The sequence below is a fragment of the Paenibacillus sp. cl123 genome (assembly GCF_900101595.1).
GTDB lineage: Bacteria > Bacillota > Bacilli > Paenibacillales > NBRC-103111 > Paenibacillus_G.
This window is the reverse complement of record NZ_FMYY01000025.1, coordinates 77,868-100,551: the sequence shown is the minus strand read 5'-3', so window position 1 is coordinate 100,551 and position 22,684 is coordinate 77,868. Positions and strand designations below refer to the sequence as shown.

The following is a 22,684-nucleotide window of genomic DNA, read 5'->3' as shown; positions in this document are numbered from 1 at the left end:
TGGGATTTGTTCTTTGGACGGAACGTTTCCCAGTATACAAGAGGTGCTTTTTTCGTTCAAAGCTCAAATTACTTCATTACAGGAATGGCTCCTTATTGACAAAATTCATGGACAAGCCAAAAAGCCGTATCTCAGCTAAGATAGCTTCATTATACAGCTTTAGGCTTTATAATCAATTTGCGGCACGGATATTTCGACCTGCGGGTACTGCTGCATGTAGATGTCGAGCTTCCCGCGGATGTATTCGTATTCGGGAGCGTTCGGATGCGTAGTCAGATTGACCCTGCCGTCCGTCACCTGAATCTCGGGTTTCCTCGCCGTGTACCTAATGTCGACATTATCATAAGCGGCTTCCCCGACATAATTAAATTCGAAGAAATCAAATGTTAATTGCTCCGCTATATCTGCTATCGGATTCGTTTTCAGATGGATTTGGGCCATCCTGTTGCCATTCTCGACAATCCGCGCGATGCCTTGAAGAGCTACTTCCCTCGCTTGGGAATAAATCCGGTTAAAAGTTTCCAGAGCGGGCCCTTTGCCAAGCGCATCCCAAGCACGGGACTGATCAATGACAAGCTCACCCGCCGGCTGCCTAATCTCCTGCTGCGGCCTCTCGACGGACATTTCAAAAGTTGCCCTTGGCTGCTTGATATCCTGCCTGCCAAGGTCCGCATCAATCCCGATAAGTCCTGGAGTCTGACGGATCTGAATCTGAGGAACGGAGATCATCTCTCATTCCCCCTATCGCAGAAAATCAATGAGCGTAGGCTGAATAAGTTTCGAGCCTGCAGACAATGAGGCCTGATACACATTTTCATTCATTTTGAGATTGGTAATGACTATGGACATATCGGCATCTTCGGTTTTGGACTGCAAGCTCTGCAGGTTAATCCCAATATCCTTAAGCCGATCTTCCGCCAGTTGGATCCGGTTGGTCTTCGCGCCAATATCCGCACGCATCGCCAGCAGATTATTCATCGACTCGTCGATTTTGCCGATGGATGCTTGAATCGCCGAATAATTCTTCTTGCCCAGAGACTCGGACATATCGCTCAGAATCTTGAATATACTCGTGTCTCCCTCTCCGAACACTTCGTCCCCCGTCTTATTGATCGTCAGCTTGACCCCAACGCCGATTTCGAATTGAATCGGACCCTTATTGACCTCGACATCTGCTGCGGTAGCCAGCTCAGGATAAGGTTTAACATCGGTTTTTTGTCCGTTAAACACATACTTGCCATTGAAATTACTATTAGCAATAGTAAACATTTGATCTGCAAGTTGATCGATCTCAATCTTGACAGAATTCAGCGATTCCTCCGAGTTAGTGCCATTGGAGCCCAACACCGCCAGCTCCCGGGCACGCTGCATGACCTGACCAACCTGATCGAGCATCGTGTCCGTATAATCGAGCCAGGAAACGGAGCTGTCCACATTTCTTTGATACTGGTCATTGGCTGCAAGTTCACTGCGATATCTCAATGAAAAGCTGATACCGACAGGATCATCCGACGGCTTATTGATTCTGCGTCCCGTAGCCAGCTGATTCTGCAGATTATCCATCCGGTTCATGTTGGAGTTCAGATTGCGAAGCAGCTGCGTATTCAGCATGGATTGGGTTACTCTCTGTGTCATAAGCTACCTCCTCCTTTCCTTATCCGGCCCGATTAACGACCGACTACTCCCATTGAGTTAATCACTTTATCGAGTGCCTCGTCGAAAGTAGTTAAAGACCGTGCCGCTGCGTTATAAGCATGTTGGAATTTGATCATATTGGCCATTTCCTCATCCAAGGAAACTCCGCTGACCGACTGGCGGCGCGATTCCACTTGATCGACCAGTATCTTTTGGTTCTCTGTTTGTCTCGTAGCTTCCTGCGTCTGTACGCCGATCGTTCCGACAACGGCGCGGAGAAACTCGTCGAAGGTACCGCCGTTCAATATAATTTTTTGCAGACCCGATCCGTCAAAGTTGAACTTTACATTTTTCAGTCCAGCAATTTGCAGCGCAAGCTCGTTGTTGCCGCGCACTACCTTGTCAAAACCGCTTGCCGCATCCGTGAATATAGCTTTGGAGGCGGCAATGTTCTCGACGTCCTCTGTGATGGTCGAACTCACATTCATCAGCTCAGCCGCTCTACCGGCGTCCGCTTCGGCAATGGGATTAAAGAAAACGCCGCCCCTGGTTGCCTCTGGTCCCTTCAGGGTGTAGCCTTGGCTGTGGATCGCATTAACTTCCTTGATGATAGTTGAGGCCAGGGAGTTCATTTGATTTTTATATTCATTCACGTACTGCGTCGTCGACAGCTTTAGCGCATACAGTTCACCGCTGTTAAGATCGCTCGGGTAGGTAGTGTCGATAGTGTCCAGATTGAATTCGTTAGCCGTTTGTCCGGTGACAAGAACCGCGTTGCCCATTTGGACCGTATAGCCGGTCGGATCCTCGTTAACAGTTATATTAACAATTTTGGACAAGTCATCGAGAAGGACATCCCTCTGATCTCTCAGATCGTTGGCATCATTCCCAAGCCCCTCGACACGGAATATTTCCACATTGAGTGCTGCAATCTGCTTTAAGGTAGAATTAACCTGAGTTGCTTTGACGCTAATATTGTCGTTTAGATCCGTATTCAAGTCATTGAGCTTTGTAGCTATACTATTGAAAGCATCGGTAAGCGCTAATGCGCTTTCTTTGACCACCGCGCGGGTTTCCAGATTATCCGGCTGCTTGGTGAGCTCCTGCCAAGAGTTCCAGAAGTTATTCATAACCTGACTGAGTCCCGTATCAGAAGGCTCATTGATAATCGCTTCCAGCTTCTCCAGCGTGTCTTTGCGAATGCTCCAATCTCCGTACGATTTATTCTCGTTATAGTATTGCCTGTCCAAGAAGCCTTCCCGAATTCGGTTAATGGATGTAAATTCCACACCTTGTCCCATCTGGCCCGGAATATCGCTTCGCATCAAACCTACTGCTTCAATCGGTCTGGAAGCGACCATATTTACGACCTGCCGGGTATATCCGCGAGTATTCGCATTTGAAATGTTATGTCCCGTAGTCGTCAAAGCCGCTTGTTGTGTGAACAAGCTTCGTTTCGCAATTTCTATTCCACCGAATGTCGAGCGCATATGTCCTCCCCTTTACTCATCCAAATTAAGCGCGTGTGTCGAAAACACCCATCCGCTTTGAAGCCGATGACTGCTGCTGCTGAGGATTGTGGTAGAATACTTCGTCCTCCGGCGGACCTACCATCAGATCCAGGGAGTAGTCAATGAATGACAGAGAATGTTCGATCAACTGCTGATTCAGCTGATTTAATTCCCGAAGATCTCTGATTTTTGCCAGAAGCCGCTTCTGCTGATCGATCAGTTCTTTCTTATCCTCTATCGTAAAAATGATTTTAGCCAAGTCGCTGACGGTTACCCGAGGATTGGGCTTGTATCCCTTCTCCATCAGAAATGCTCCCGTAGCCTCGATCCGCTCCGCATCAATCTCTTCCAGGCGCCTTAGAAGCTTGTTCTCCTTCGTCACAATCTGCATAATCCGATCAACTTCATTATGGACCAGCGCATGTCTCTTCTTCTCAGCCATATCCAGCAAAGTGTCATGTATGTGATTTAACTCTGTCATGATGCCAAGTATGGCTTCCAAGGACATGACGGCCACCTCGATTCAGTCGATTATTTTAGAAATGGGAATAGCTTCTCCGCGAGCTTTCGAGAGTCAACCTGATAAGTTCCGGACTGAACGGAATGCTTGAGCTCATCGATTCGCTCTTTGCTGTTCAGGGCATGAGTCCCGCCCAAGCTGCTGAGCAGTTCCTTGGCCTCGCTGGAAATTTCCACTTGGTCCTTAGCCCTTTTTTTATTCGGGCCAGGCGTGTTAATGGCCTCTTGCGCTTTCTTGTATGGATTAACTGACCCTACCTGATCCGTACGATTAATTTTCATCGAATTCTCACCTCGAATTTCGGCAAAGTTAAACCCACCGAATCTGCTTTATTACTTTTATCGGTGGGTTAAATATAAAAGTTTAGTTGAAAATCAATTGGACCAGTCCTTAAAGCGGTCTTTAATGTTATAGGTGATGTTTTTCTCTTTTGCTTCCCGTTCCCTTTTCTTCTGCTCATCCTCCGCCAGCCCGGCTGTTTCCTTCTGAAATCTGGTCCTGCAAGGCTCACACAAATTCCCCTCTCGGATCGGAGCCGAACAAGATTCACAATTATAAGCCATATTCGGATTATTTTTAATCGATATGCGTCCCTCGCGAATAAACTTCATAATCTGCTTGACGCTTACGCCCGTTTCTTCGCTCAGCTCCTGGATCGTGCACTGACGGTGCTCGCGCAGAAACTTCAGGCATTTTTCATACTCCGCTTCAAGATCTCGTATACACGCAGGGCAGAGTCCATAATTATTCTTCATATATACTTTCCCGCAACGGTTACAGTTTGCCACATTCAGGCTCATCTCATACACTCCTTGCCCTGAAATGAAATAGTTATCCTTAGTGTAGCTTATAAACCGGGACAATGCACATGGTTTTTTCTTCGTATAGGGCCATTAGGCTTAATATGGCTGTTTGAGTTTCATCCAGCTGACCGGATAGCCTTCGCTTGGAGCCGCAAGTACCGTATATACTTCGGATTGCTCCTGTCCAGCTGTATTCTCCACTCTCGTTCACCTCGCCCAAGTAATTCCATATACCTCCACCGGCAACGCCTCCCGAATCACCCGGGAACAGGCCTGCATCGTGCTGCCTGTCGTATACACATCATCGATTACATACAGCTTCACCCGAGCACTCTGAGCTGCAGTCCGCAGCGTGTCCGCTCCGGTTCCGCCCAGCTCGAACAGTCCCTTCATATTCTCGAACCGTTCATTGCGGCTTTTGGAACTCTGCTTCTCCGTATGCCGGGTGCGGCGCAGCAGCGGAAGCACCGGAGCGTCGGTCAGACGACTCAGCTCTACGGCCATCTGCTCAGCTTGATTAAAGCCGCGGAGAGCGCAGCGCTCAGCACTCAGCGGCACGAACGTTAGGTACTCCCGCACTGAAGTCGGCCCCATGTGCGGCGCGTCGTCAAGCGCTCTATGCAGGTGGTACGCATGCAGCAGCATTCCGCCCATAACCGGGCGGAGCGATTCCTTGCGCTGGTATTTGTAAGCGGCAAGCCATTCCTTCATGCGTTCATTATAACGAACGGCGCTGCGGCTCTGGACAAAATCCGAGGCATGCCCTATCCGTTCGCAGTCCGGACAATACTCGTATCTCCCGCAGCGCAGACAGCGGATATGAGACGCGCCGATCCAAGGAATCCCCTCCGAACATTCCCCGCACAAGCGCAGCGAACCGAGTCCTTGCTTGCCGGCCATCAAACGCCCCCCGCATACCTGGCAGCTCTGCTCACCTCGCGACAACAGGCTTTCGCTTGACCGGAGCCATCCGATCATGCCGGTCATCCACGCTTCCAATCGTTTAGCCATCTTAGGAATAAAGGCATCCTCCTTGCCGGTTGCTGAATATATCCCCGCTGCCTCGCCAGCTTATTCATCGACTTGATCTGACGGATCGCCTCCGACTGTGAGCGGGTTTTCTCCTCGGAGGCAAAATAGACGAAGCCGTTCGGGTCCTGCGCTGATCTTCCCGCTCGCCCGGCCATCTGTACGAGCGCTGCCGCATCAAACAACACTGAACCCGCATCCACAATGAAAACATCGGATTTGGGGATAGTGACTCCGCGTTCGAGGATAGTCGTTGTGACCAAAATCCGGATATCTGCCGCGCGAAAGGACGCAACCTTCCGCGTTCGCTCCGCATCCTTGGAGGAAGTGCCTTCTATGACATACTCGCCATAATTGGAACGCAGCAGAGAAACAAATGGTTCAACGGATCGAATATTCGGGACGAAAATGAATACTTGTGCTCCCCGCTCGAGCGATTGCTTGATTGCACTTAAGATAACCCCGGGAAGCTTACCGGTCCTCAGCAGCTTGTTCAGAGGCTGGCATCGCAGCCATCGCGGCTCCGGGAGCGGATGCCGATGATACCTCGCCGGGACGCGCACATGAGCCAGCTTTCCCGCTCGAACCTCCCGCTGAAGCTGAACAGGCGGGGTAGCCGATAATAGAATGAAGGCTCCGCCCGGCTTGCATACCTGGTCCACGGCATACATCAGCATCGGATTATTGTGATACGGATAAGCATCGATCTCATCCACGATTACCAAATCGAATGCCTGGTGGAATCGCAGCATCTGATGCGTTGTCGCCAAGGTAAGCTGACCCTGCTCCCAGCGCTGCTCGCTGCCTCCGTAGAGGGTTACCCGCGATATATTCGGGAATGCCTTTGCCAGCCGGGGCTGAAGCTCCAGCACCACGTCTTTGCGGGGCGTGACCACCGCTACCCGCCCGCCTGTCTCCACCATGAACTGAATCATGGGAAAGATCATCTCCGTCTTGCCTGCGCCGGTTACAGCCCATATGAGAAACTTGCCTACAGGTTTTCCCCTTGTAAGGAGGAAATTTGCTTTCAAAAATTGCAATGCAGCATCTGATGCCGCCTCCTGTACGTCACTAAGTCCCCAAGCTTTCAGATAGCTGGAGTTGTCTTGGCCTGTGGCCGCTATGGGTGGCGTACCCACAGCCCGATACGATCCACCCTTCCTGCTGATCAGCGGGCTGCAGAACCTCACTCTACCCATGGTCAGGCAAGCCTCACAGTACGGACACAGCTCGCCGCAATCCGGACAATCTGTCCAGCGGATCCCCGTTTCTCCTCCCGCCGAGCTATTAGATATAGCGGCGGCGTCTGGAGTTGTTCCCCTGCTCCCGCAGCGCAGGCAGGCGGCTTGAACCGCCTGAACCGTACTTCCCGGCGCTCCGGACCCTTTGGAACGAAACTTCCAGCCCGCTCTTGCCGCTCGGAGCTCCACACCGGCATCCAGTGTGAGAGCACCGGACAACCACGCTCTCTGGATGAGGTAGCTCCTCGGCGGGGCTTGGGCTTGTCCTGTACCCGAGCTTCTGTCGGCTTCAGACAGCGACTCAAGCTCCTCCAACAGCAGCCTTCGTCCCTCCAGCGTCTGGAGCATGCTAACGCAGGATTCACGGATACCCTCTTCTCTTCGGTCATCCAGCCCTTCTCCGCCCCCGGGCGACCATTCCCATAACTTCCAGGCCTTATCGTCTACTTTCCGAATCCCGGCTCTTACGGCTGCATCCAGCAGGAGGGTACGATCCAAGCGAGCCAGGGCGGGTCCGGTTTCCTCAAGTACTCTCGCCATTCTGATAGCTTGTCCGAATGACAAAGACGGTTCCAGCACACCCAGTCGAAAGGCATGACCGTGTACCCGAACCCAGTGATCCCGATCCGCACTCAACTCTACCGACACATGCCAGGAAACGCCTGACGGTGTGTAAAGCGCATAGACATATGCTCTCATGATACTCCTTATCAGCTTAGATTCAAATCAACTTGTAAGCGGTTTCTAATTCCTGTTCCTGGTTAAGCCGAACGATCACAAGCTGCTCATTCTCATGCTGTCTGGCCCCTTGCTCCCAGCTGTTATCCGCATGCGTATAAATAGTCAAGTGATGTTCTTGGCTTAACCTCTCCGCGATGGCCACCGTATCATCGGTAGAGCCTTCGTCGGCTATCGTTACGGCGATGGCACGGCCTCTCATCCAGGAGAAGAAGTGAAGCGAACGCAGAACCCATTCGATCTGATGGCCGTTATTCCTTGTCTGGAGAATATAATGCATCATGCGGGCACCCGCTTGACGTTTCCTGCGCCAATGAAGGATATGAATGATCGCGATTCCCGCAGCATAGCAGCCCAAGATCCAAACCAAGCCTAGTATCATAGCGGCTCCCTCCCTTAAGAGCAGTATATGCCGCTCTCATCGGGATGGTGTCTGAAGATGCTTAAAATATGCGGACCCGCATTCCGGCTATAAAGTCACCCAGCCATTTTTGATCGCAATAATAACGGCTTGCGTGCGGTCATCGACTTCCATCTTCTGCAGAATGCTGCTGACGTGGTTTTTAACGGTTTTCTCGCTTATGTATAAAAACTCGCCGATCATCTTGTTGCTCTTGCCTTCGGCCATCAGCCTGAGCACTTCTGCCTCGCGGCGCGTCAGCGGGCTATTGTCCATATGTACATACTTGACGCCGGCTTCCTTGGTCGAGTTGCTGGCTCCCGAGACGCCTTGTTCATCCAGATATGTCATTCTGCGCAGCTGATTGATCAGCTTGCCCGTCACCTTCGGATGAATGTAGGCATGCCCGGCAACGACGGAGCGTATAGCGTTAATCAGCGACTCCGCCTCCATGTCCTTAAGAAGGTAACCGGATGCTCCTTTACGCAGCGTTTCGAATACATAGCTCTCATCATCGTGAATGGACAGAATGATGACTTTAATATCCGGGAAAATATCCTTTAACTTCTCGGTCGCCACCACGCCGTTTTCAACCGGCATATTAATATCCATCAGGACGATGTCCGGATGGAGTGAGTTGCACAATTCAAGGACCTGAATACCGTCGCCGCACTCCCCGACAACCTCCAGATCGCTTTCCATGTTAAGAATGCGTTTTACGCCTTCGCGAAACAGCTGGTGATCATCCGCCAGCACCAGCTTGATAGGTCGTTTGACATTGCCCATGATGTCCATAATGTTATTCCTCCTTGTTATCGGATTTGATGGGGATCACCATGGAAAATTTCGTGCCTGCTCCCAGAGCCGATTGAATGTCGAGTCTGCCTTCAAGCAGCTCCACCCTCTCTCGCATCCCCATAATCCCGTAATGACTGCCTCGGGTTATCTTTTTGTCTATGGTGTCCGCGGCGAAGCCAACCCCGTTGTCGCTGACCGTGAGCTTGATCATCTGCTGTTGAAAGGTCAGCTCCAGCGTAACATGAGTGGCCTGTGCGTGTTTCAGAACGTTGGAAAAAGCCTCCTGGACAAGCCGGTATACGGCAACCTCCATCCCGGAAGGCAGCCGGATTTCTTTCCCTACCATCTCGAACTTCGTACTGATCTTGGCTTTCTCCTCGAAGTCTTGAACAAACTTACGCAAGGTTGGCACAAGCCCCAGATCGTCCAGTGCCATTGGGCGGAGATTGAAGATAATTTTACGCACCTCTTCAATCCCGCTCCGCACACTGAACTTTAGATCATTTAGCTCTTCTTTGACAGCGGAATATGCCTCTTTGGCCAGCATACGTTCCGTGATTTCTGTTCGCAGCACCATGTTGGCCATATTCTGAGCTAGTCCATCATGAATTTCCCGGGCAATGCGCTTTCGTTCTTCTTCCTGGGCAAGGATAATCTTAAGCCCCAGCAGTTGACGGTTTTTGGCCGACTCCAACAGTCGGGTCACCTGGTTGAGGTCCCCGGATAAATACTCCAGCACCACATTGAATTGGGATACCAGCGTCTCCGCGCGCTCAAGCTGCCGGTCTACATTCTTGATCCGCTTCTGCAGATCATCCCGGCGATGCTTCAGATGTAGTTCTTTTTCCCTATGAATAGCCAGCTGCGCCTGGAGCTGAGTAGCCGCCTCATAGGCGGTTCTAATATCTTCCTCGTTAAATCTCTTAAAATCCCGGCTTACTTCCGTCAGACGGACTCGGGAACGCCGGTATTCGACCTCGAACCGGTCGACCGTATCGATCATGCGTTTCGTTTCTTCAATTACGAGCTGGAGTTCTTTATTAAGCGCTTCGCGCTCCGTCCGGACACTCTCGCATATCTCGAAGACCTGGTATTTGCTGTTCTCCATCACATCAATGGCATTCTTGATGACGCGGTCAAAGACATCGACTTGCATCCGGACAGTGCTCCTTCGCCATTTTTCTCATTTACTAGCAATATAGTACCATATTTTCGGAAGAATGTGAGAGCTACAAGAACTAATTATTGAAGCGTAATTTGTCTTGTTTTCGCATCCCAAGTCACTTTCCACCCCAAATTCTCCGATAAAATCCGCAGCGGCACCATAGTCAAGTCGCCTTTGATGACGGGAGCCACCTCTGCCGTCACCCGCTTGCCGTTCGCGACTAAGTCTTTATGATCAATCCATAGGTCGATCATCTTCGTTCCCCGGATAATGGTAACCTTGCGCTCCTTGTCATCCCAACGAACCGTCCCGCCCAGCGCGTCCGTTACGAACCGGATCGGAAGCAGCGTATTGCCTTCGTAAATGTACGGGGCTTGCTCCAACGTCATCGCCTTGCCGTTCACCGCAACCGATTTTTTATCGACTGTCAGCTCCACGGTGTTCAGCGCCGGCTGCTGGACAGCTCCCCGATACGTAAATACAATATCGTCAATACCGATACTTCCCTGTGCGGCACGCTCATCTTGTCCTATTTCCTCATTGACGAGATAAATGCTCTTCAAGCGAATGGGATAAGTGATAGCATACTCGGACAGATCTGCCGTCAGCTGCTTCCAACCTTTCCAGTTGACATTGCGGGCCAGATCGACACGGATTGTTTCACCCTTGTTGTCGACAAGCTCGGCGCGCAACCAGTTCAAGCTTTCATCCCCATTGACCTTCAGCTTCAGCGTCTGCGGCTGGCCCTCTACCAGCACACCGGTATCAAGCGTGGCGAATGCCCATTTATTACCTGTACCGCCGGTGAAGTCATACTTCAGCTCCAAATATTTATTCCCCGTATTGGACGGCTTGATGTATACCGCGGCTGTCACTTCAGCAGGCTTGTGGTCGGACATCGTCATGACTGCGGTGTTGTCCAGATCGTACCAGACTTTATCCACTCCTACAGGGATCGTCGTCATTGTGCTGTACCCATCATACCGAGCGATCAGTTGGGCACTCTGACTGCCCTTCAGACTGTTCACTGTCAGTTTGCCGTTAGCAGCGGTACCCTCTACCCCAATCAGCTCCCACTGGATCAGCTCAGGCGGAACTTCCCTTGTCTTGCCTGACACGGTAGTAGCCGTGACCGGAACTTTGTACGTCTCGCCTTCGGACAAAGCCATGCTGTCAGCCATAATCTTCAGACTGGCAATCTGATCCCGGCCTATGATCTCCAAATCGGTCGTATAGCTTGCGCCGTCTGCCGCTGCCGTAATCTTTGCCGTCCCCGCCTTCGCAGCAGTGAAAATATTGTCTTGGAATGTTCCGAACCCTCCGGCTACGCTCCACTGTGCTTTCACAGTACCCGCTGCGATAGGGTTATAGAACTCGTCATAGCCTCCTGTGCTAAGAGCAGCTGCTTCTCCGATAAAAACGGCCGAGGGAGCCTGCACGATCAACGCCTTGGGCTTGCCTGGAGGCGCGGTGGAAAATACCCCTACCCCGTTGACCACTTTACGCTGAATGCCGGTCTCCGTCTTGTTTGCCAGCACGGGCTCAAATTCACCGAGCGGCCGGGCGACCATCTGGGTGGAGCCTCCGCCGTCGAGATTCAATCCTTTCCACACGCCCACCTGGATCATAAACTGCTGCAGCTCTGCCATCGTCAGACCCTTGCTCTCGCCGCTGTAATCCGCCGTGATGATATAAGCATATCTCTCGTCCTTGGAATAGCCCAGCGCCGTCCTGGAGCGCGTGCAGCACAAGCTGGCAACCTCTCGTGAGAAAGCCGCAGGCTGTCCGCCGTCTACCAGAATCGTATGCCCTCCGATCATCATTTTAAACTTCGAGACGTCGTACTTCTTATTGGGGTCTTGCGCCATTACGCTATAATCCGCTTTAAGCGGGTCCCCCACCTTAAAGTGCGTACGCACAAAATCGGCCGCCTTCCCGGAAGCCCGAAGGATGTAACCGTCTGTCGGAGCGATCATTCGTATAATGCCGTTATCTGCAATCTGCTTGATGATGCCGTTTTGTACGAGGACCTCTGTAGGCACAGTAACTCCGTCATTGGAGCGGTCCTCTTGTCCCCAAGCGTTCGTATACATAAACATGCCGTCGATATGGCTGTGGATGCTGTCCGGCTCTGACCAATAATACGTTTTATTAATGCCTCCCAGCGGATAGGCAGCTCCGTCTTTTGCTATAATATTGCCCTGGAATGTGAACAGGTCCACAATGGGCTTGTTGTTCTGATCGAGCGCAAACGTATAAAAGCCAGGCAAATACGGGGGGGTTGCCATAAGCTGTCCGTTTGATATTTGCGGCCCCATCGGGACGCCTTCTGCTTGGGTGTTGTAAAAATCTCCATTTACGCCGCCTACGGCCTTTGTTTCCTTAGCCATCTGAAGAACGGTCTGCTTCTTGGTAAATTGATTGTTCGTACCAGTCATTACATCAAGCTTAACATATGGGTTCGTCAAGTCTACTTCAATGACATTGGCATTCACCTTAATATCCTTTTTGCTTCTTACTGTCTCCCAAGTATAGCGCTTCAGGATCGCGCCGGACGTCAAAATTTCTTCGCTCACCTTCGTCAAGACAGGCGCGGAATCAGCCGCTTGTACGGCTGGGGCTGGTGACCAAGCGGACAAAAACACCGTTGCTGCGAGTACTGCGCACGATAGCTTCTTCCAGTTTTTTTGCACAATCACGTAAGCTTTGCTCCTCTCTAGTTCTCTCTCCTCTACTATAGACTCTAGTGCGGCCGGAAAAGTTACGGAAAATTTCGGGTAAATCATGAACAAAACGCGAAAAGACGACCCGAATGCATCTTCGGATCGTCTTGCTTAGACAGATCATGGGTTATAGCTAATTTATTTGCTTTGCTGTAAATCTAATACGCTTGTGGGTACGCGTTTGCACACTTTTCGTTTAGAGCTGCGCGTCCGCTTTAAGCTGCTCGGCTTTATCCGTGCGCTCCCAAGGCAGATCGATGTCGGTACGGCCGAAATGTCCGTACGCTGCTGTCTGCTTGTAGATCGGGCGACGCAGGTCCAGCATTTTGATAATGCCTGCAGGACGCAGGTCGAAGTTATTACGGACAATTTCCACCAGCTTTTCTTCGCTGACTTTGCCTGTCCCAAATGTATCGACAGAGATCGAAACCGGCTTGGCCACACCGATCGCATAGGCGAGCTGAACCTCACACTTATCGGCAAGACCCGCTGCTACGATGTTCTTCGCAACATAACGTGCAGCATAAGCTCCGGAACGGTCAACCTTCGTCGGATCCTTACCCGAGAAAGCGCCGCCGCCATGGCGGGCGTAACCGCCATACGTATCAACGATAATCTTACGGCCTGTCAGCCCGGCATCCCCTTGCGGTCCGCCGATTACGAAGCGTCCTGTCGGGTTGATGAAGTATTTCGTATCCGCGTCGATCAAGTGATCCGGAACAACCGGCTTGATGACATGTTCTTTAATGTCAGCCTGGATTTGCTCCAGTGTAATTTCTTCCGCATGCTGCGTGGAAATAACGATCGTATCCACACGAACCGGCTTATTGCCTTCGTATTCTACCGTCACTTGAGTTTTGCCGTCAGGACGCAAGTATTCCAACGTACCGTTCTTGCGAACCTCGGACAAACGACGGGAAAGCTGGTGAGACAAGGAAATGGGCAGAGGCATTAGCTCAGGCGTTTCATTTACTGCAAAGCCGAACATCATCCCTTGGTCGCCTGCTCCGATAGCCTCGATCTGATCATCGGACATCTGGCCCTCACGAGCTTCCAGCGCTTGGTTAACCCCTTGAGCGATGTCAGGCGACTGCTCATTGAGCGAAACGAGAACTGCGCATGTCGAGGAATCAAAGCCATATTTCGCACGTGTGTAGCCGATATCTTTAACCGTCTGGCGTGCGATCGATTGAATATCTACGTACTCGGAGCGGCTGGAGATCTCACCGATTACCAATACAAGACCCGTAGCAACAGATACTTCACAAGCTACACGGGCATTGGGGTCATTAGCCAGAAACGCATCAAGCACAGAATCGGAAATCTGGTCACAGATCTTGTCAGGGTGACCTTCAGTAACGGACTCGGATGTAAACAAACGACGACCGGTTGGAATAGACATTAGTAATAACCTCCTACTGCTAGTATAGATAAATGAAACAAAATTATATCGAAGCCCTCACCGGGACGTGCGACCAAATACAGGATGTTCACATACAAAAAAATCAACCTTTTCCGAGTGGAAAAGGTTTCTTTAATGTTTACCTTCATTTTTTATGTTACTGGATTTGTCCCATAGTGTCAATGGATTGGAGGGCTGACGCGGAAAATTAACATAGAATAAACCTATTTTTTGAAATAAGGCCTTTGCTTGGTTTACTACAAGCTAAACAACGTTTCTTCCGCTTTTCTTATCAGCCTTGCCGTGATAGTCCCGCCCACAGCACCGGTATCCCTAGAAGCGATATGTCCCCAGTAGTCTTCTTTCACTGATTGGGAAGGGATCGCCCCCAGCTCTGTAGCAAATTCCACGTTTAAATTGGCCACTTGCTTCCCTACCGGCAATCCAAGCTCGGCGGCAATTTCATATTTGAGGATATCCAGCGCTTTACCACTTTCCGGTACGACTTTCTTGTTATTCTTGGCCATGTCAGAAGCCTCCTCGTGGATGATGTGGGCTTATTATCTCTTGTTATGGAGACACTAACACGTATGAACTTTTGGTCGTACGGGTAAAATTATGGAGTAACTTTTTTGCCATCTGCATCAACAATCGAATAGCTCCCGCGAACCATAACAAATATGTCCTGCTTGTTCTTGGGGTCTGGCTTAATGCCTCGTCCCTCACGCGGAACGATAAGTAAGTGGTTTAGCTCGACAGGCATGCCTGCCGTTATGTCTTTGCCGATAGTCACATCGGCCATACCGCTTTCATCCGAGCTTACGGCGAGAACCTTGCCGCTGCGTACGATGATTTCGGAGCCGGAACCTCCGTAGAGGGTTTGGTTTTGTTTCAATTCTACGATAGTTAAATTATTGCTTGAAACTTCGGTTTCGGTTGACGTTGATTTATCGACTTGTGATTTGTTCGATAGGATATCATTTAATTTTTGCTCTAAGTAACTCTTTGTCACCAATGGATCATCTACAGAACCTGGCTCACTGGTAGTCCCGCCACTTGCCTGTCCAAAAGCCGTAAACGAAATCAAGGATAAAAAAACAAAAAGCATAACAAAATGCTTAGTTTTCATTTAAGTCCTCCGAAAATTGTTCTTTTAATAAAAAGAAGACCCTTGCGGGTCTCCTCTTTAACTTAAGTTAATTATTTTACAGGGACGCTTACGGATTGACCAAGCGTGTTAGCTACGATGTCAAAGGAAGCAACATCAGTACCTGTGTAGGAGATAACGCCGTACTTATCGATCGTTACAGTTCCTGTTGCTTGCTCACCAGCTGCATTTCTTACGTTAGTTACAGTGAATACAACGCCGAGCAGGTAGTTGTACTTTTGAGCATCAGCTTTCTCATAAGTTACATCGTAGTTATCTGTAACTTTAATTTCTGCAGCCACGAATACGTTGGCGCCTTGTGGAAGATCAGACTTCTTAACGGAAGATTTAGCTGTAATTTTGGTAGTCTTGATAGCTTCGTCTTTAACATTGACCGAAACAGTTCTCAAAAGCGTTTCGCCCTTGTTGTTTTTAAAGCCAATGTTCAGAGTCGAAGTACCTTTCTTATAACCAATTACAAAGCCTTTGTTATCTTTTACGCCAGTTTTAACCACAGAGGAGTCACCGGTAATCGAAGTAACTGTTTTTGGAATAGCAACCTTGTTACCTGCTGCATCCGTAGCTACAACCTTCACTTCTCTTGCCAGTTTGCTTTCTGTTGCTTCTCTTTGTGTTTCACGAGAGATATCTTGGCCTGGACCATAAGTCGAAGCTACTACGGTACCATTGTCGACTGCATTGAACAGATCTTTCACTGCTTCAACCGAGTAGTTCAAAGACTCGTTAGCGGTGATTGCTTCGATCTTACGGCTAATTTTGGAGATTTCTACGTTGTTCTTAAGAATTTGCATAGTGATTTCAATGGCATCTGCTGTATTGCCTGCACCATTGTATTTGAACTTGTGCTCTTTGTTCAATTGCTCAACTTCAGCACCCGTTACAGTAAAGCTGTTACCACGGCTTTCGAACGCATCAGCATCAGTATGATAGTCGATCGACATACCACTGCCATAAGTTGCAGTTGTTACAGCAACTGTATAAGAAGCACCAGAGCTGGATACGTTGCCGTTTTGGTCAACATTTTTCAGTACTTTCAGTTCTTTACCGTATTGGTCAAGAACTTGAATCTTGAACGCGCTGTCCGCACCGGAAACGATCTTTCTAGCAGGATCAGTTACAACTTTGAAGCTATCTGGATAACGAGCAGGTTGTACAGTTACTTGCTTCCATTTGTTGTCGAACACGCCTGGCTCTGCGATTTGTGCGCTAACTGTAAATACAGTTTTCGAATTTGTCGGCAGTTCGCTCAGTCTGATTTTACCTCTGTTTTCACCTGCAGTTTCGATTGCAGCTTTACCAAAGGAGGAGGAAACTTTGATGCGTTTCAGGTTCTCATCGTTAGTCACGTCTTCAAGGCTCAGCTTGTTGCCATCTGCATCATAAGCAACGAGGTCCATGAACGCTTCTGTGTCACCAGCAGCTACGTTGGAATCTTTCAGTTCGCCCAGTTCAATCTTAGTAGCAACTTTAGTCGACTTGATTTGAACTGTACCTGTTACCCGACCTGCTTGGTTGTGTACGGAGAACGTGTATTCGCCAGCTTTGTCAACATTTTGGCTGAGGTACAACTTAACTTCGAGAATTTCGTCGCTGTTATAGTCGCCAACTTCCGATTTAAGATTTGGCTCATAACCGATAATTTGAACGTTTGTGTTGCTTTTCTCTGCTTCTGTGTTGTTGAAAGGTACGATGTTACCGTATTGATCGTAGTTAACTACGTCGTAGTATACGGACTCGCCTTTAGTTGCCAAGGAATCTTTATTGTTGGAGTATCTTGCATTGCCCAGTTCAATTTTGCTGATGAACGGAGAAGTACCAACTTTAAAGTTTTTAGTAGCATTGATACGGGAATCGTTCTCGTAGATGTTAACAGGAACGATACCGTAGCCGGATTGATACGAATCCTTGTCGATATCAAGAGTCAGAAGCAGTTCGCCTGCAGTGTTCTTTACAAGCTTCACGTATGCATCATTGTTGTTACCTGCATACACTGTGTAGCTGCCTGCGGACAAGGAAGCATTCTCACCGTATTGGTTGGAAGCTTTGATCTTAACAACCGCTTTTTTGGATTTAGCAAGTGTTTCGTTGCTGTTCAAGAAGTCGATTTTAACAAGCTTCTCGTTTTCGCCTTTGAACTCAGCAACTGTTTTGCCAACTGCCGCAGCATCGTAACCGGACAGAGTTACTGTGTAGTCGCCTTCGCGAATCTTCAGGTTGTCCTTCAGTGTCAAAGTTGCGGATTTTTTGTCATCAGCAAATTTAACATCAGTTGCCACAACGCTGGAACCAGCTTTCAGCTCGAGCTTAGCTTTATCAGTATCAACCGGTTTGTTGAAAGTTACTTCAACTTTTTGAACGCCAACTGCTTTAGCTTCAGTTACGTTCACTACGCCTTGTGGTACATAAGCCTTGTCAGCAGCGTAGGAGGAAAGAACCAAGATGTCACGAGTTGCTGCGGAAGTACCACCGAAAGTGCCGTCTTCGCCGCTAGTCATGATTTTCTTTTCGATCGCTACAGCTACATAGCCTTTAGCCCAGTCAGAAACTGTTTTGTCGCTTACGCCTGCGCTTGCTTTAGCGTCAGCTTCCCAGCCAAGACCGCGAACCAAGAAAGTTGCGAGTTCTTGCTTAGTAACTTCGCCAGCAGGGTTGTATTGTCCAGGAGCGTAGCCGTCAGTCAGGCCAGCTGCTTTCAGAGCTTCGATGTAAGGAAGAGCGTAGCCGTTAGCTGGATCTTCTGCTTTAACATCGGAGAAGCTGGAAGTTTTAACAGACGCGTCAACTTCAAGGTCGAAGATCAAAGCTGCAACCTTTGCGAATTGAGCGCGGTTCATTTTGTCCTTCAGGCCGAACTCTTTTTCAGCTACGCCGTCAAATACGCCAGCGCCGATCAGTTCGTCGAAGATTACTTTTTGTTCTGCAGTAAGATCTTTCAGATCGTCGAAGTCAGCGGACGATTTCTTAGCTGCAGCGTCTTCCGCACCAAATGCAACGGAAGAAAACATCGAGAATGCCATAGCCAGAGACAGGATTGCGGATAAACTTTTTTTCATAACCTTTTTTTCTCCTCCTCGAATATCTTTCGGTTGTTGAGAGTTTTCTTTAGATAAATTATAGCTCGATTCCCTCATTAGCCGATTCACCCCCTTCCCAGAGTTGAGCGAGCAAAATGAATTTAACTTAGTTAAGTCTGCAATGTATAAGATTGCAGAAACTAGTAAACACTAATAATGGACAAACCCAGGACTTGCATACCATTGAACATTATACACCGACTTGACAGCAAAGGTAAAGAGCGGATTTTGTGAATATTATCCAAACCTTACTCTTTCCTCGCGTTTTCCTCGCGCCCTGTGTTTCACTGTATTAAACGCAAGGTTCTTTGAAAAGTTGCGCTCTTTGAAAAAAACTTTTTTTATTTTTATCATCGGCGCTTTGCAAGCTCGGCCTCACTTTTTCCTATCTTTTCGTGCGCCGCTCGCTTACGAAACCTAGTATACACCTGATATATCAACTGCGTCATTACTAAGTATTTTCCATATGCCATACTCATCGTATAGATTCAGCTTGGCCCAGTCCTAATTATATCTCAACAGAAAAAAGACATCCGAAACGGCGAATGACTGCTCCGGATGTCTTTTCTTTGCGCCTTGTTATTTAGGGAATTTCTTTTGCTGTTGAAGGACACGATAAGCGATAGCGGCAGCTTGAGCTCTCGTAATGTTGGAGCCGCCGTCGAATCTAACCGTAGTCTTCGTCTGCCCTTCAAGCAGATCATTTGGAATGCCATCCATCAGCTTCGCTTTGGTGACCGCCTCGATAGCAGGAACGAACTCAGGATCAGTGATCGTCACGCCATCCGTAAATGCCTTCTGAAGAGCCTGCGAAGCCTTATTTACATCTGTAATAAGCTTTAAGTCAGACGCGCGGGCAATCATCAGCGCCGCTTGGGAGCGCGTCAACGTCTGGTCATGGCCGAAAATATTGCCAGCCGTCCCTCTCACGATACCTGCGCGGGCAGCCGCCTCAATATGCTTGAAGTCGTACAAGCCGAAGCCATCCCGCAGGTCACTGCCCCGCGGTACATCGAAAAACATACCATTATAGGTACGATCGCTTGTATCAACCCGCGTATCCGGGTTTTCCAAAGGCAGATCGAAGATGCTGACCAGCATTTGCACGAATTCGCCTCGGGTTATATATTCATCCGGAAGGAAGCGGTTAGGCTCCGTATCCTTGCTGCGCATAATCCCTTTGGAATACAAAGCTTCTATATAAAGCTTCGCCCAGTGCTTGTTGGAGGCTGTATCGAGATCGCCGAAGCCGTTATCCATGTACATGACCTGGAAGTAGCCAAACGAGTCGATGGACACCGTAATGGAATTATCCTTCGTATTCACGACACCCCCGAGGTTCTTCCACTCTCCATTAGGATAACGCGGCATCAAACCGCCATTCGGATTCTCAAATACATTGTATTGGAACACACTGAGATATCTCCAGGCTTCATCCCGAATTATCGAGTCAAATTTCAAGGTCAACGTCCCCGGCTTGCTGGGAACGACCAGGTACTTGATGTCGCGGTTATGGAATTGACCCAGCGCCGAGTTAATATCCGATCTTTCCGTCGGCAGCCGGCCGCCGCCCTTGACGAGCGCTTGCGTCATCAGATTCTCACGTTCGGGGTCCACATCGGAGATATCCTCGATTGTTCCCGCGTCGATCCAGTACCGCTTGCTCGCAGGGCGGAATCTACCCGTTTTTTCGACCAGGAAGTCCTTAAAAGCCGGGGTCTCGCTTTTCTCAACGCGACCATCCACCGTGCTGGCAATACCAAACAGCAAACTTCTCTCCGAAGTGATAAATTTATCGTTGCGGTCATTGCGAATAAGCTTCGTATCCTTAGGGAACGTCAGCTTGATATCGCCGCTGAATACATTGAAGGAATTCGCCATCTTGGCTTTATACTGCAAGCCTTCGATAGCCGTATTCGTATTATTCAGCACGATCGAACCCGCCTGCTGATTATCGCCTCGTACAATTGTGAATTTGATTTCATTAGCGCCGGCCTTCAGATTTTTTACATCATACCGGAACAAACCCGGGTAAGCCTTTTGCTCTGCCGCTTCTTCTTTGCCGACAAGAACCTTGGTCGCCTTCTCGGCATAGATGTAAAGCGTCATATAGTTTTTATTGATATTCAACTGGCTTTTACCCGCCGAGTTCTTCACCAATACAAGATCCTGCAGCGTCAGACCAACTGACAACGGATCAATGATCCGATACGGCTGCGGCTCGCGTTTGATGCGAACCTGCTGACGAATCTCGGAGCCGTTATTCGCCCTGGCCTTCAAAGTAAAAATAAACTCGCCGTAGGTGTTGGCCGGGAAATCATACTTGTCCAATCGAATCTGAACCGTTCGCGGCGTGTCGCTGATATTTGTCTCTGTCGTCGTCAGTACCGACTCTGTAGACGTACCCGGCAGTTGTACGCTCATCGTGATGACCGGATTCATCGTGCCCCTAACCACTTGACCGACAAGGTTGATTTGAGTTGCCGTGGTGGTGTAGCCGGTTGTGGTCTTCACAAATCTAGGATCGCTGACGTTATAGTCCAGATCGAACATCGTAATGGACGGCCCGTTGTCGGATATGATAAAAAACTCGTATTTGAATACAACTTCTTGCGTACCGACCTTGATAGTAAAGGTCAGCACTTTTTTTCCATCCTGCTCCAGCGCACCGCTCGCATTTAGCTGAGTATTAGATATTTTAAAGCTTTCCGGTGCAGCAGGATCAAAGTCAGGCGTCAGCGTATACCCGTTAAGCATGACGTCAACCGGAGCACCAGCCCGGTTCATCAGCCGACCGGAAATACAAGGCTGCTCCAGGCCGCATCTCAACTGATCCTTGTTCGTGATAACCATACCATTATATACGTTATCCAGGATCAGCAGCGGTGAAGAAGAGATTTGCAGGTTATACGTTTTCGTTGAAGCCGGCCATGCTCCGCTTCCGTCATAAGGAATGACTTCGAGCAGGGTTTGCCCATCCGATATGCCCTTCAGGGTAACCTCGGCCATTCCCGTCCCGCTTGCCACGTCATACGGAGTAATTGTGTATAAACCGCCGCTGTTAGCCGTATCCGGATCTTGGTCATCATAAGGCTGGCCGTTCACTCTTACCAGAACTTGCGTTGAATTTTTTGTCAACACACGCAGCTTGGAAGGAAACCGGTTAATTTGCGTGCTGCCATCAGGCTTATTCAAGGCCACGGTCCGATTGTTCGCCTCGTCGACGATCAATTGCACATCCCCGTCGATATAAGGCTTATTTTTATCAACAAAATCAAAGTAATACAGCTCTTCAACCGGATCCAAACGATAGTTCGTATCTTCGTACTGAACCTTTAGGATCTGCGTCTGGCTTCCGACAGCTATTGGAAGATCGATCTTAATATCGTGCGTAGCAAAATCACCGGACACGACGACCGGAGGCGTTAAGATGTTAGTCCCCGCATTCCCACTGTTTAGAACAGGCGAGGCCGAGCTGGACAACACGGAGAAGCTTTTATTAATGAAATCATAACGAACCTTGTATTGGCTCTCCATACCCGCCAAAGAAATATAGGCATATTCGTAATCGTATACCGCCGAAGTGATCGTCTTCAGCTTCATACGTACCGATACATCCGTGATGCCTTCCGTTTCAATCGAAGGCCTTTGAATCACTTCTTTCCAATTGAGCGGAGAAGTCAGGCCGGATACGGCGATGTCATAAGGATATGCAGCGCCGTTATCATAAATAAACTTTCGCTTCAGCGAGTACGTATTGTTCCCCTGCTTGGCGACAAAGGTAAGCTCATTATTCCCGGGCTTCAGCTTCATGTCGCTGACACGGCCCGTATTAAAATAGAAGGTAAATTTATTGCGGGCAAAGCTGGCTGGGTAATAAGCGTCCCCATTCAGATACAGGGTGATCTCATCTGCATTAGCCGCCGTTCCTGTGATGGACTGCAGATTGCCTGTTTTCAGCACGGTGGAGTTCTCCACGAGCGGCTGTTCGTTCAGCGCCAGGTCGCTGATCGACATGGCAGCGGAAAAGTTTGCCCAGCCTGGTACCGATGTGTAGCCGAAAGAATCATGCTTAAGCTCAATTTTATTGAGGCCCTGAGTCAGCAGCACATTACTGAAGGTAATCTCGCTGCCGTTTTGAACGGGCTTGATCGTTTTGTCCTCGGAAACCTTCAACGTCGTTGTATTCGTAATCCGAAGGTAAATACCCTGAACCTGATTATCCGGAATACCGGCAAAGTTAGCCGTGATCGTAATCGGATTGGTTGTAAATGTATCGATCGTATTGCCCGACGACGGTTTATTTTCGTCACCGGTCAGAGGTGCGGACACATTGTTCAGGTTAGAGATGGCAATCGTAACCGCAGTCGCCGCATTGGCTGTAAGTGGCGTCCAAAGCGTGAGCAGCATAGCGAGTATGAGCAATGCGGATGTTGTGCGGGTCGCTTGGCGTTTCAAGTTGTACTCCTCCTTGCTG

At 49.3% G+C, this 22,684-nt stretch carries 17 protein-coding genes; all 17 read right to left on the bottom strand.

What is annotated here, in order from left to right; genetic code table 11:
- Positions 1-159 precede the first annotated feature (159 nt).
- The 17 genes from BLR08_RS26295 to BLR08_RS26215 all read right to left on the bottom strand — a co-directional run bounded on the left by BLR08_RS26295 (position 160) and on the right by BLR08_RS26215 (position 22,665).
- A complete protein-coding gene (locus BLR08_RS26295; RefSeq protein WP_072337216.1) occupies positions 160-729 on the bottom strand; it encodes a DUF6470 family protein in 570 nt (189 codons plus the stop codon).
- Positions 730-741: 12 nt separating this feature from the next.
- On the bottom strand, positions 742-1,635 hold the full coding sequence (gene flgL, locus BLR08_RS26290; RefSeq protein ID WP_072337214.1) for a flagellar hook-associated protein FlgL: 894 nt from the start codon (positions 1,633-1,635) through the stop codon (positions 742-744).
- Positions 1,636-1,667: 32 nt separating this feature from the next.
- Positions 1,668-3,125 carry a flagellar hook-associated protein FlgK gene (gene flgK / locus BLR08_RS26285; RefSeq protein WP_072337212.1) on the bottom strand — a complete coding sequence of 486 codons (1,458 nt, stop codon included), beginning with the start codon at positions 3,123-3,125 and terminating at the stop codon, positions 1,668-1,670.
- A 25-nt stretch (positions 3,126-3,150) separates the two neighbouring features.
- Entirely contained in the window at positions 3,151-3,654 is a 504-nt protein-coding gene (locus tag BLR08_RS26280) for a flagellar protein FlgN (protein ID WP_072337210.1), read from the bottom strand.
- Positions 3,655-3,677: 23 nt separating this feature from the next.
- Positions 3,678-3,947, bottom strand: a complete 270-nt coding sequence (gene flgM, locus BLR08_RS26275) for a flagellar biosynthesis anti-sigma factor FlgM (RefSeq protein WP_072337208.1) — start codon at positions 3,945-3,947, stop codon at positions 3,678-3,680.
- Between the two features lie 93 nt (positions 3,948-4,040).
- The gene (locus BLR08_RS26270; RefSeq protein ID WP_072337206.1) at positions 4,041-4,466 is read right to left on the bottom strand and encodes a TIGR03826 family flagellar region protein; all 426 of its coding nucleotides are present in this window, start codon (positions 4,464-4,466) and stop codon (positions 4,041-4,043) included.
- A 210-nt stretch (positions 4,467-4,676) separates the two neighbouring features.
- Complete coding sequence (locus tag BLR08_RS26265) at positions 4,677-5,480, bottom strand: ComF family protein (protein WP_072337204.1); 804 nt, start codon at positions 5,478-5,480, stop codon at positions 4,677-4,679.
- Complete coding sequence (locus BLR08_RS26260; protein WP_072337202.1) at positions 5,453-7,438, bottom strand: ATP-dependent helicase ComFA; 1,986 nt, start codon at positions 7,436-7,438, stop codon at positions 5,453-5,455. Before BLR08_RS26260 ends, BLR08_RS26265 begins: the two co-directional genes overlap by 28 nt.
- 22 nt (positions 7,439-7,460) lie before the next feature.
- Positions 7,461-7,859, bottom strand: coding sequence for a hypothetical protein (locus BLR08_RS26255; RefSeq protein WP_072337200.1), 399 nt, complete (start codon positions 7,857-7,859; stop codon positions 7,461-7,463).
- 87 nt (positions 7,860-7,946) lie between these two features.
- The gene (locus BLR08_RS26250) at positions 7,947-8,672 is read right to left on the bottom strand and encodes a response regulator (protein ID WP_072337198.1); all 726 of its coding nucleotides are present in this window, start codon (positions 8,670-8,672) and stop codon (positions 7,947-7,949) included.
- Between the two features lie 4 nt (positions 8,673-8,676).
- The gene (locus BLR08_RS26245; protein WP_072337196.1) at positions 8,677-9,831 is read right to left on the bottom strand and encodes a sensor histidine kinase; all 1,155 of its coding nucleotides are present in this window, start codon (positions 9,829-9,831) and stop codon (positions 8,677-8,679) included.
- An 86-nt stretch (positions 9,832-9,917) separates the two neighbouring features.
- Positions 9,918-12,539 carry a stalk domain-containing protein gene (locus BLR08_RS26240; protein ID WP_072337193.1) on the bottom strand — a complete coding sequence of 874 codons (2,622 nt, stop codon included), beginning with the start codon at positions 12,537-12,539 and terminating at the stop codon, positions 9,918-9,920.
- 220 nt (positions 12,540-12,759) lie between these two features.
- Positions 12,760-13,965: a methionine adenosyltransferase gene (metK, locus tag BLR08_RS26235; protein ID WP_072337190.1), complete on the bottom strand. Its 1,206-nt coding sequence runs from the start codon at positions 13,963-13,965 to the stop codon at positions 12,760-12,762.
- A 257-nt stretch (positions 13,966-14,222) separates the two neighbouring features.
- Positions 14,223-14,492, bottom strand: coding sequence for an alpha/beta-type small acid-soluble spore protein (locus BLR08_RS26230; RefSeq protein ID WP_072337188.1), 270 nt, complete (start codon positions 14,490-14,492; stop codon positions 14,223-14,225).
- A gap of 89 nt (positions 14,493-14,581) precedes the next feature.
- The gene (locus tag BLR08_RS26225) at positions 14,582-15,094 is read right to left on the bottom strand and encodes a hypothetical protein (protein ID WP_072337185.1); all 513 of its coding nucleotides are present in this window, start codon (positions 15,092-15,094) and stop codon (positions 14,582-14,584) included.
- Between the two features lie 71 nt (positions 15,095-15,165).
- Positions 15,166-18,264 (bottom strand): S-layer homology domain-containing protein, encoded by a 3,099-nt coding sequence (locus BLR08_RS26220; RefSeq protein WP_072337183.1) that lies wholly within the window; start codon positions 18,262-18,264, stop codon positions 15,166-15,168.
- A gap of 522 nt (positions 18,265-18,786) precedes the next feature.
- Positions 18,787-22,665 (bottom strand): S-layer homology domain-containing protein, encoded by a 3,879-nt coding sequence (locus BLR08_RS26215; RefSeq protein WP_072337181.1) that lies wholly within the window; start codon positions 22,663-22,665, stop codon positions 18,787-18,789.
- Positions 22,666-22,684: the final 19 nt, after the last annotated feature.

Excerpts from the sequence above, each read along its gene's own strand:
- BLR08_RS26250 (WP_072337198.1), bottom strand. The coding sequence starts at position 8,672 with ATGGACATCATGGGCAATGTCAAACGACCTATCAAGCTGGTGCTGGCG.
- flgK (WP_072337212.1), bottom strand. The coding sequence starts at position 3,125 with ATGCGCTCGACATTCGGTGGAATAGAAATTGCGAAACGAAGCTTGTTC.
- BLR08_RS26265 (WP_072337204.1), bottom strand. The coding sequence starts at position 5,480 with ATGGCTAAACGATTGGAAGCGTGGATGACCGGCATGATCGGATGGCTC.
- BLR08_RS26255 (WP_072337200.1), bottom strand. The coding sequence starts at position 7,859 with ATGATACTAGGCTTGGTTTGGATCTTGGGCTGCTATGCTGCGGGAATC.
- BLR08_RS26270 (WP_072337206.1), bottom strand. The coding sequence starts at position 4,466 with ATGAGCCTGAATGTGGCAAACTGTAACCGTTGCGGGAAAGTATATATG.
- BLR08_RS26245 (WP_072337196.1), bottom strand. The coding sequence starts at position 9,831 with ATGCAAGTCGATGTCTTTGACCGCGTCATCAAGAATGCCATTGATGTG.
- flgL (WP_072337214.1), bottom strand. The coding sequence starts at position 1,635 with ATGACACAGAGAGTAACCCAATCCATGCTGAATACGCAGCTGCTTCGC.
- metK (WP_072337190.1), bottom strand. The coding sequence starts at position 13,965 with ATGTCTATTCCAACCGGTCGTCGTTTGTTTACATCCGAGTCCGTTACT.
- BLR08_RS26225 (WP_072337185.1), bottom strand. The coding sequence starts at position 15,094 with ATGAAAACTAAGCATTTTGTTATGCTTTTTGTTTTTTTATCCTTGATT.
- flgM (WP_072337208.1), bottom strand. The coding sequence starts at position 3,947 with ATGAAAATTAATCGTACGGATCAGGTAGGGTCAGTTAATCCATACAAG.
- BLR08_RS26280 (WP_072337210.1), bottom strand. The coding sequence starts at position 3,654 with ATGTCCTTGGAAGCCATACTTGGCATCATGACAGAGTTAAATCACATA.
- BLR08_RS26230 (WP_072337188.1), bottom strand. The coding sequence starts at position 14,492 with ATGGCCAAGAATAACAAGAAAGTCGTACCGGAAAGTGGTAAAGCGCTG.
- BLR08_RS26220 (WP_072337183.1), bottom strand. The coding sequence starts at position 18,264 with ATGAGGGAATCGAGCTATAATTTATCTAAAGAAAACTCTCAACAACCG.
- BLR08_RS26260 (WP_072337202.1), bottom strand. The coding sequence starts at position 7,438 with ATGAGAGCATATGTCTATGCGCTTTACACACCGTCAGGCGTTTCCTGG.
- BLR08_RS26295 (WP_072337216.1), bottom strand. The coding sequence starts at position 729 with ATGATCTCCGTTCCTCAGATTCAGATCCGTCAGACTCCAGGACTTATC.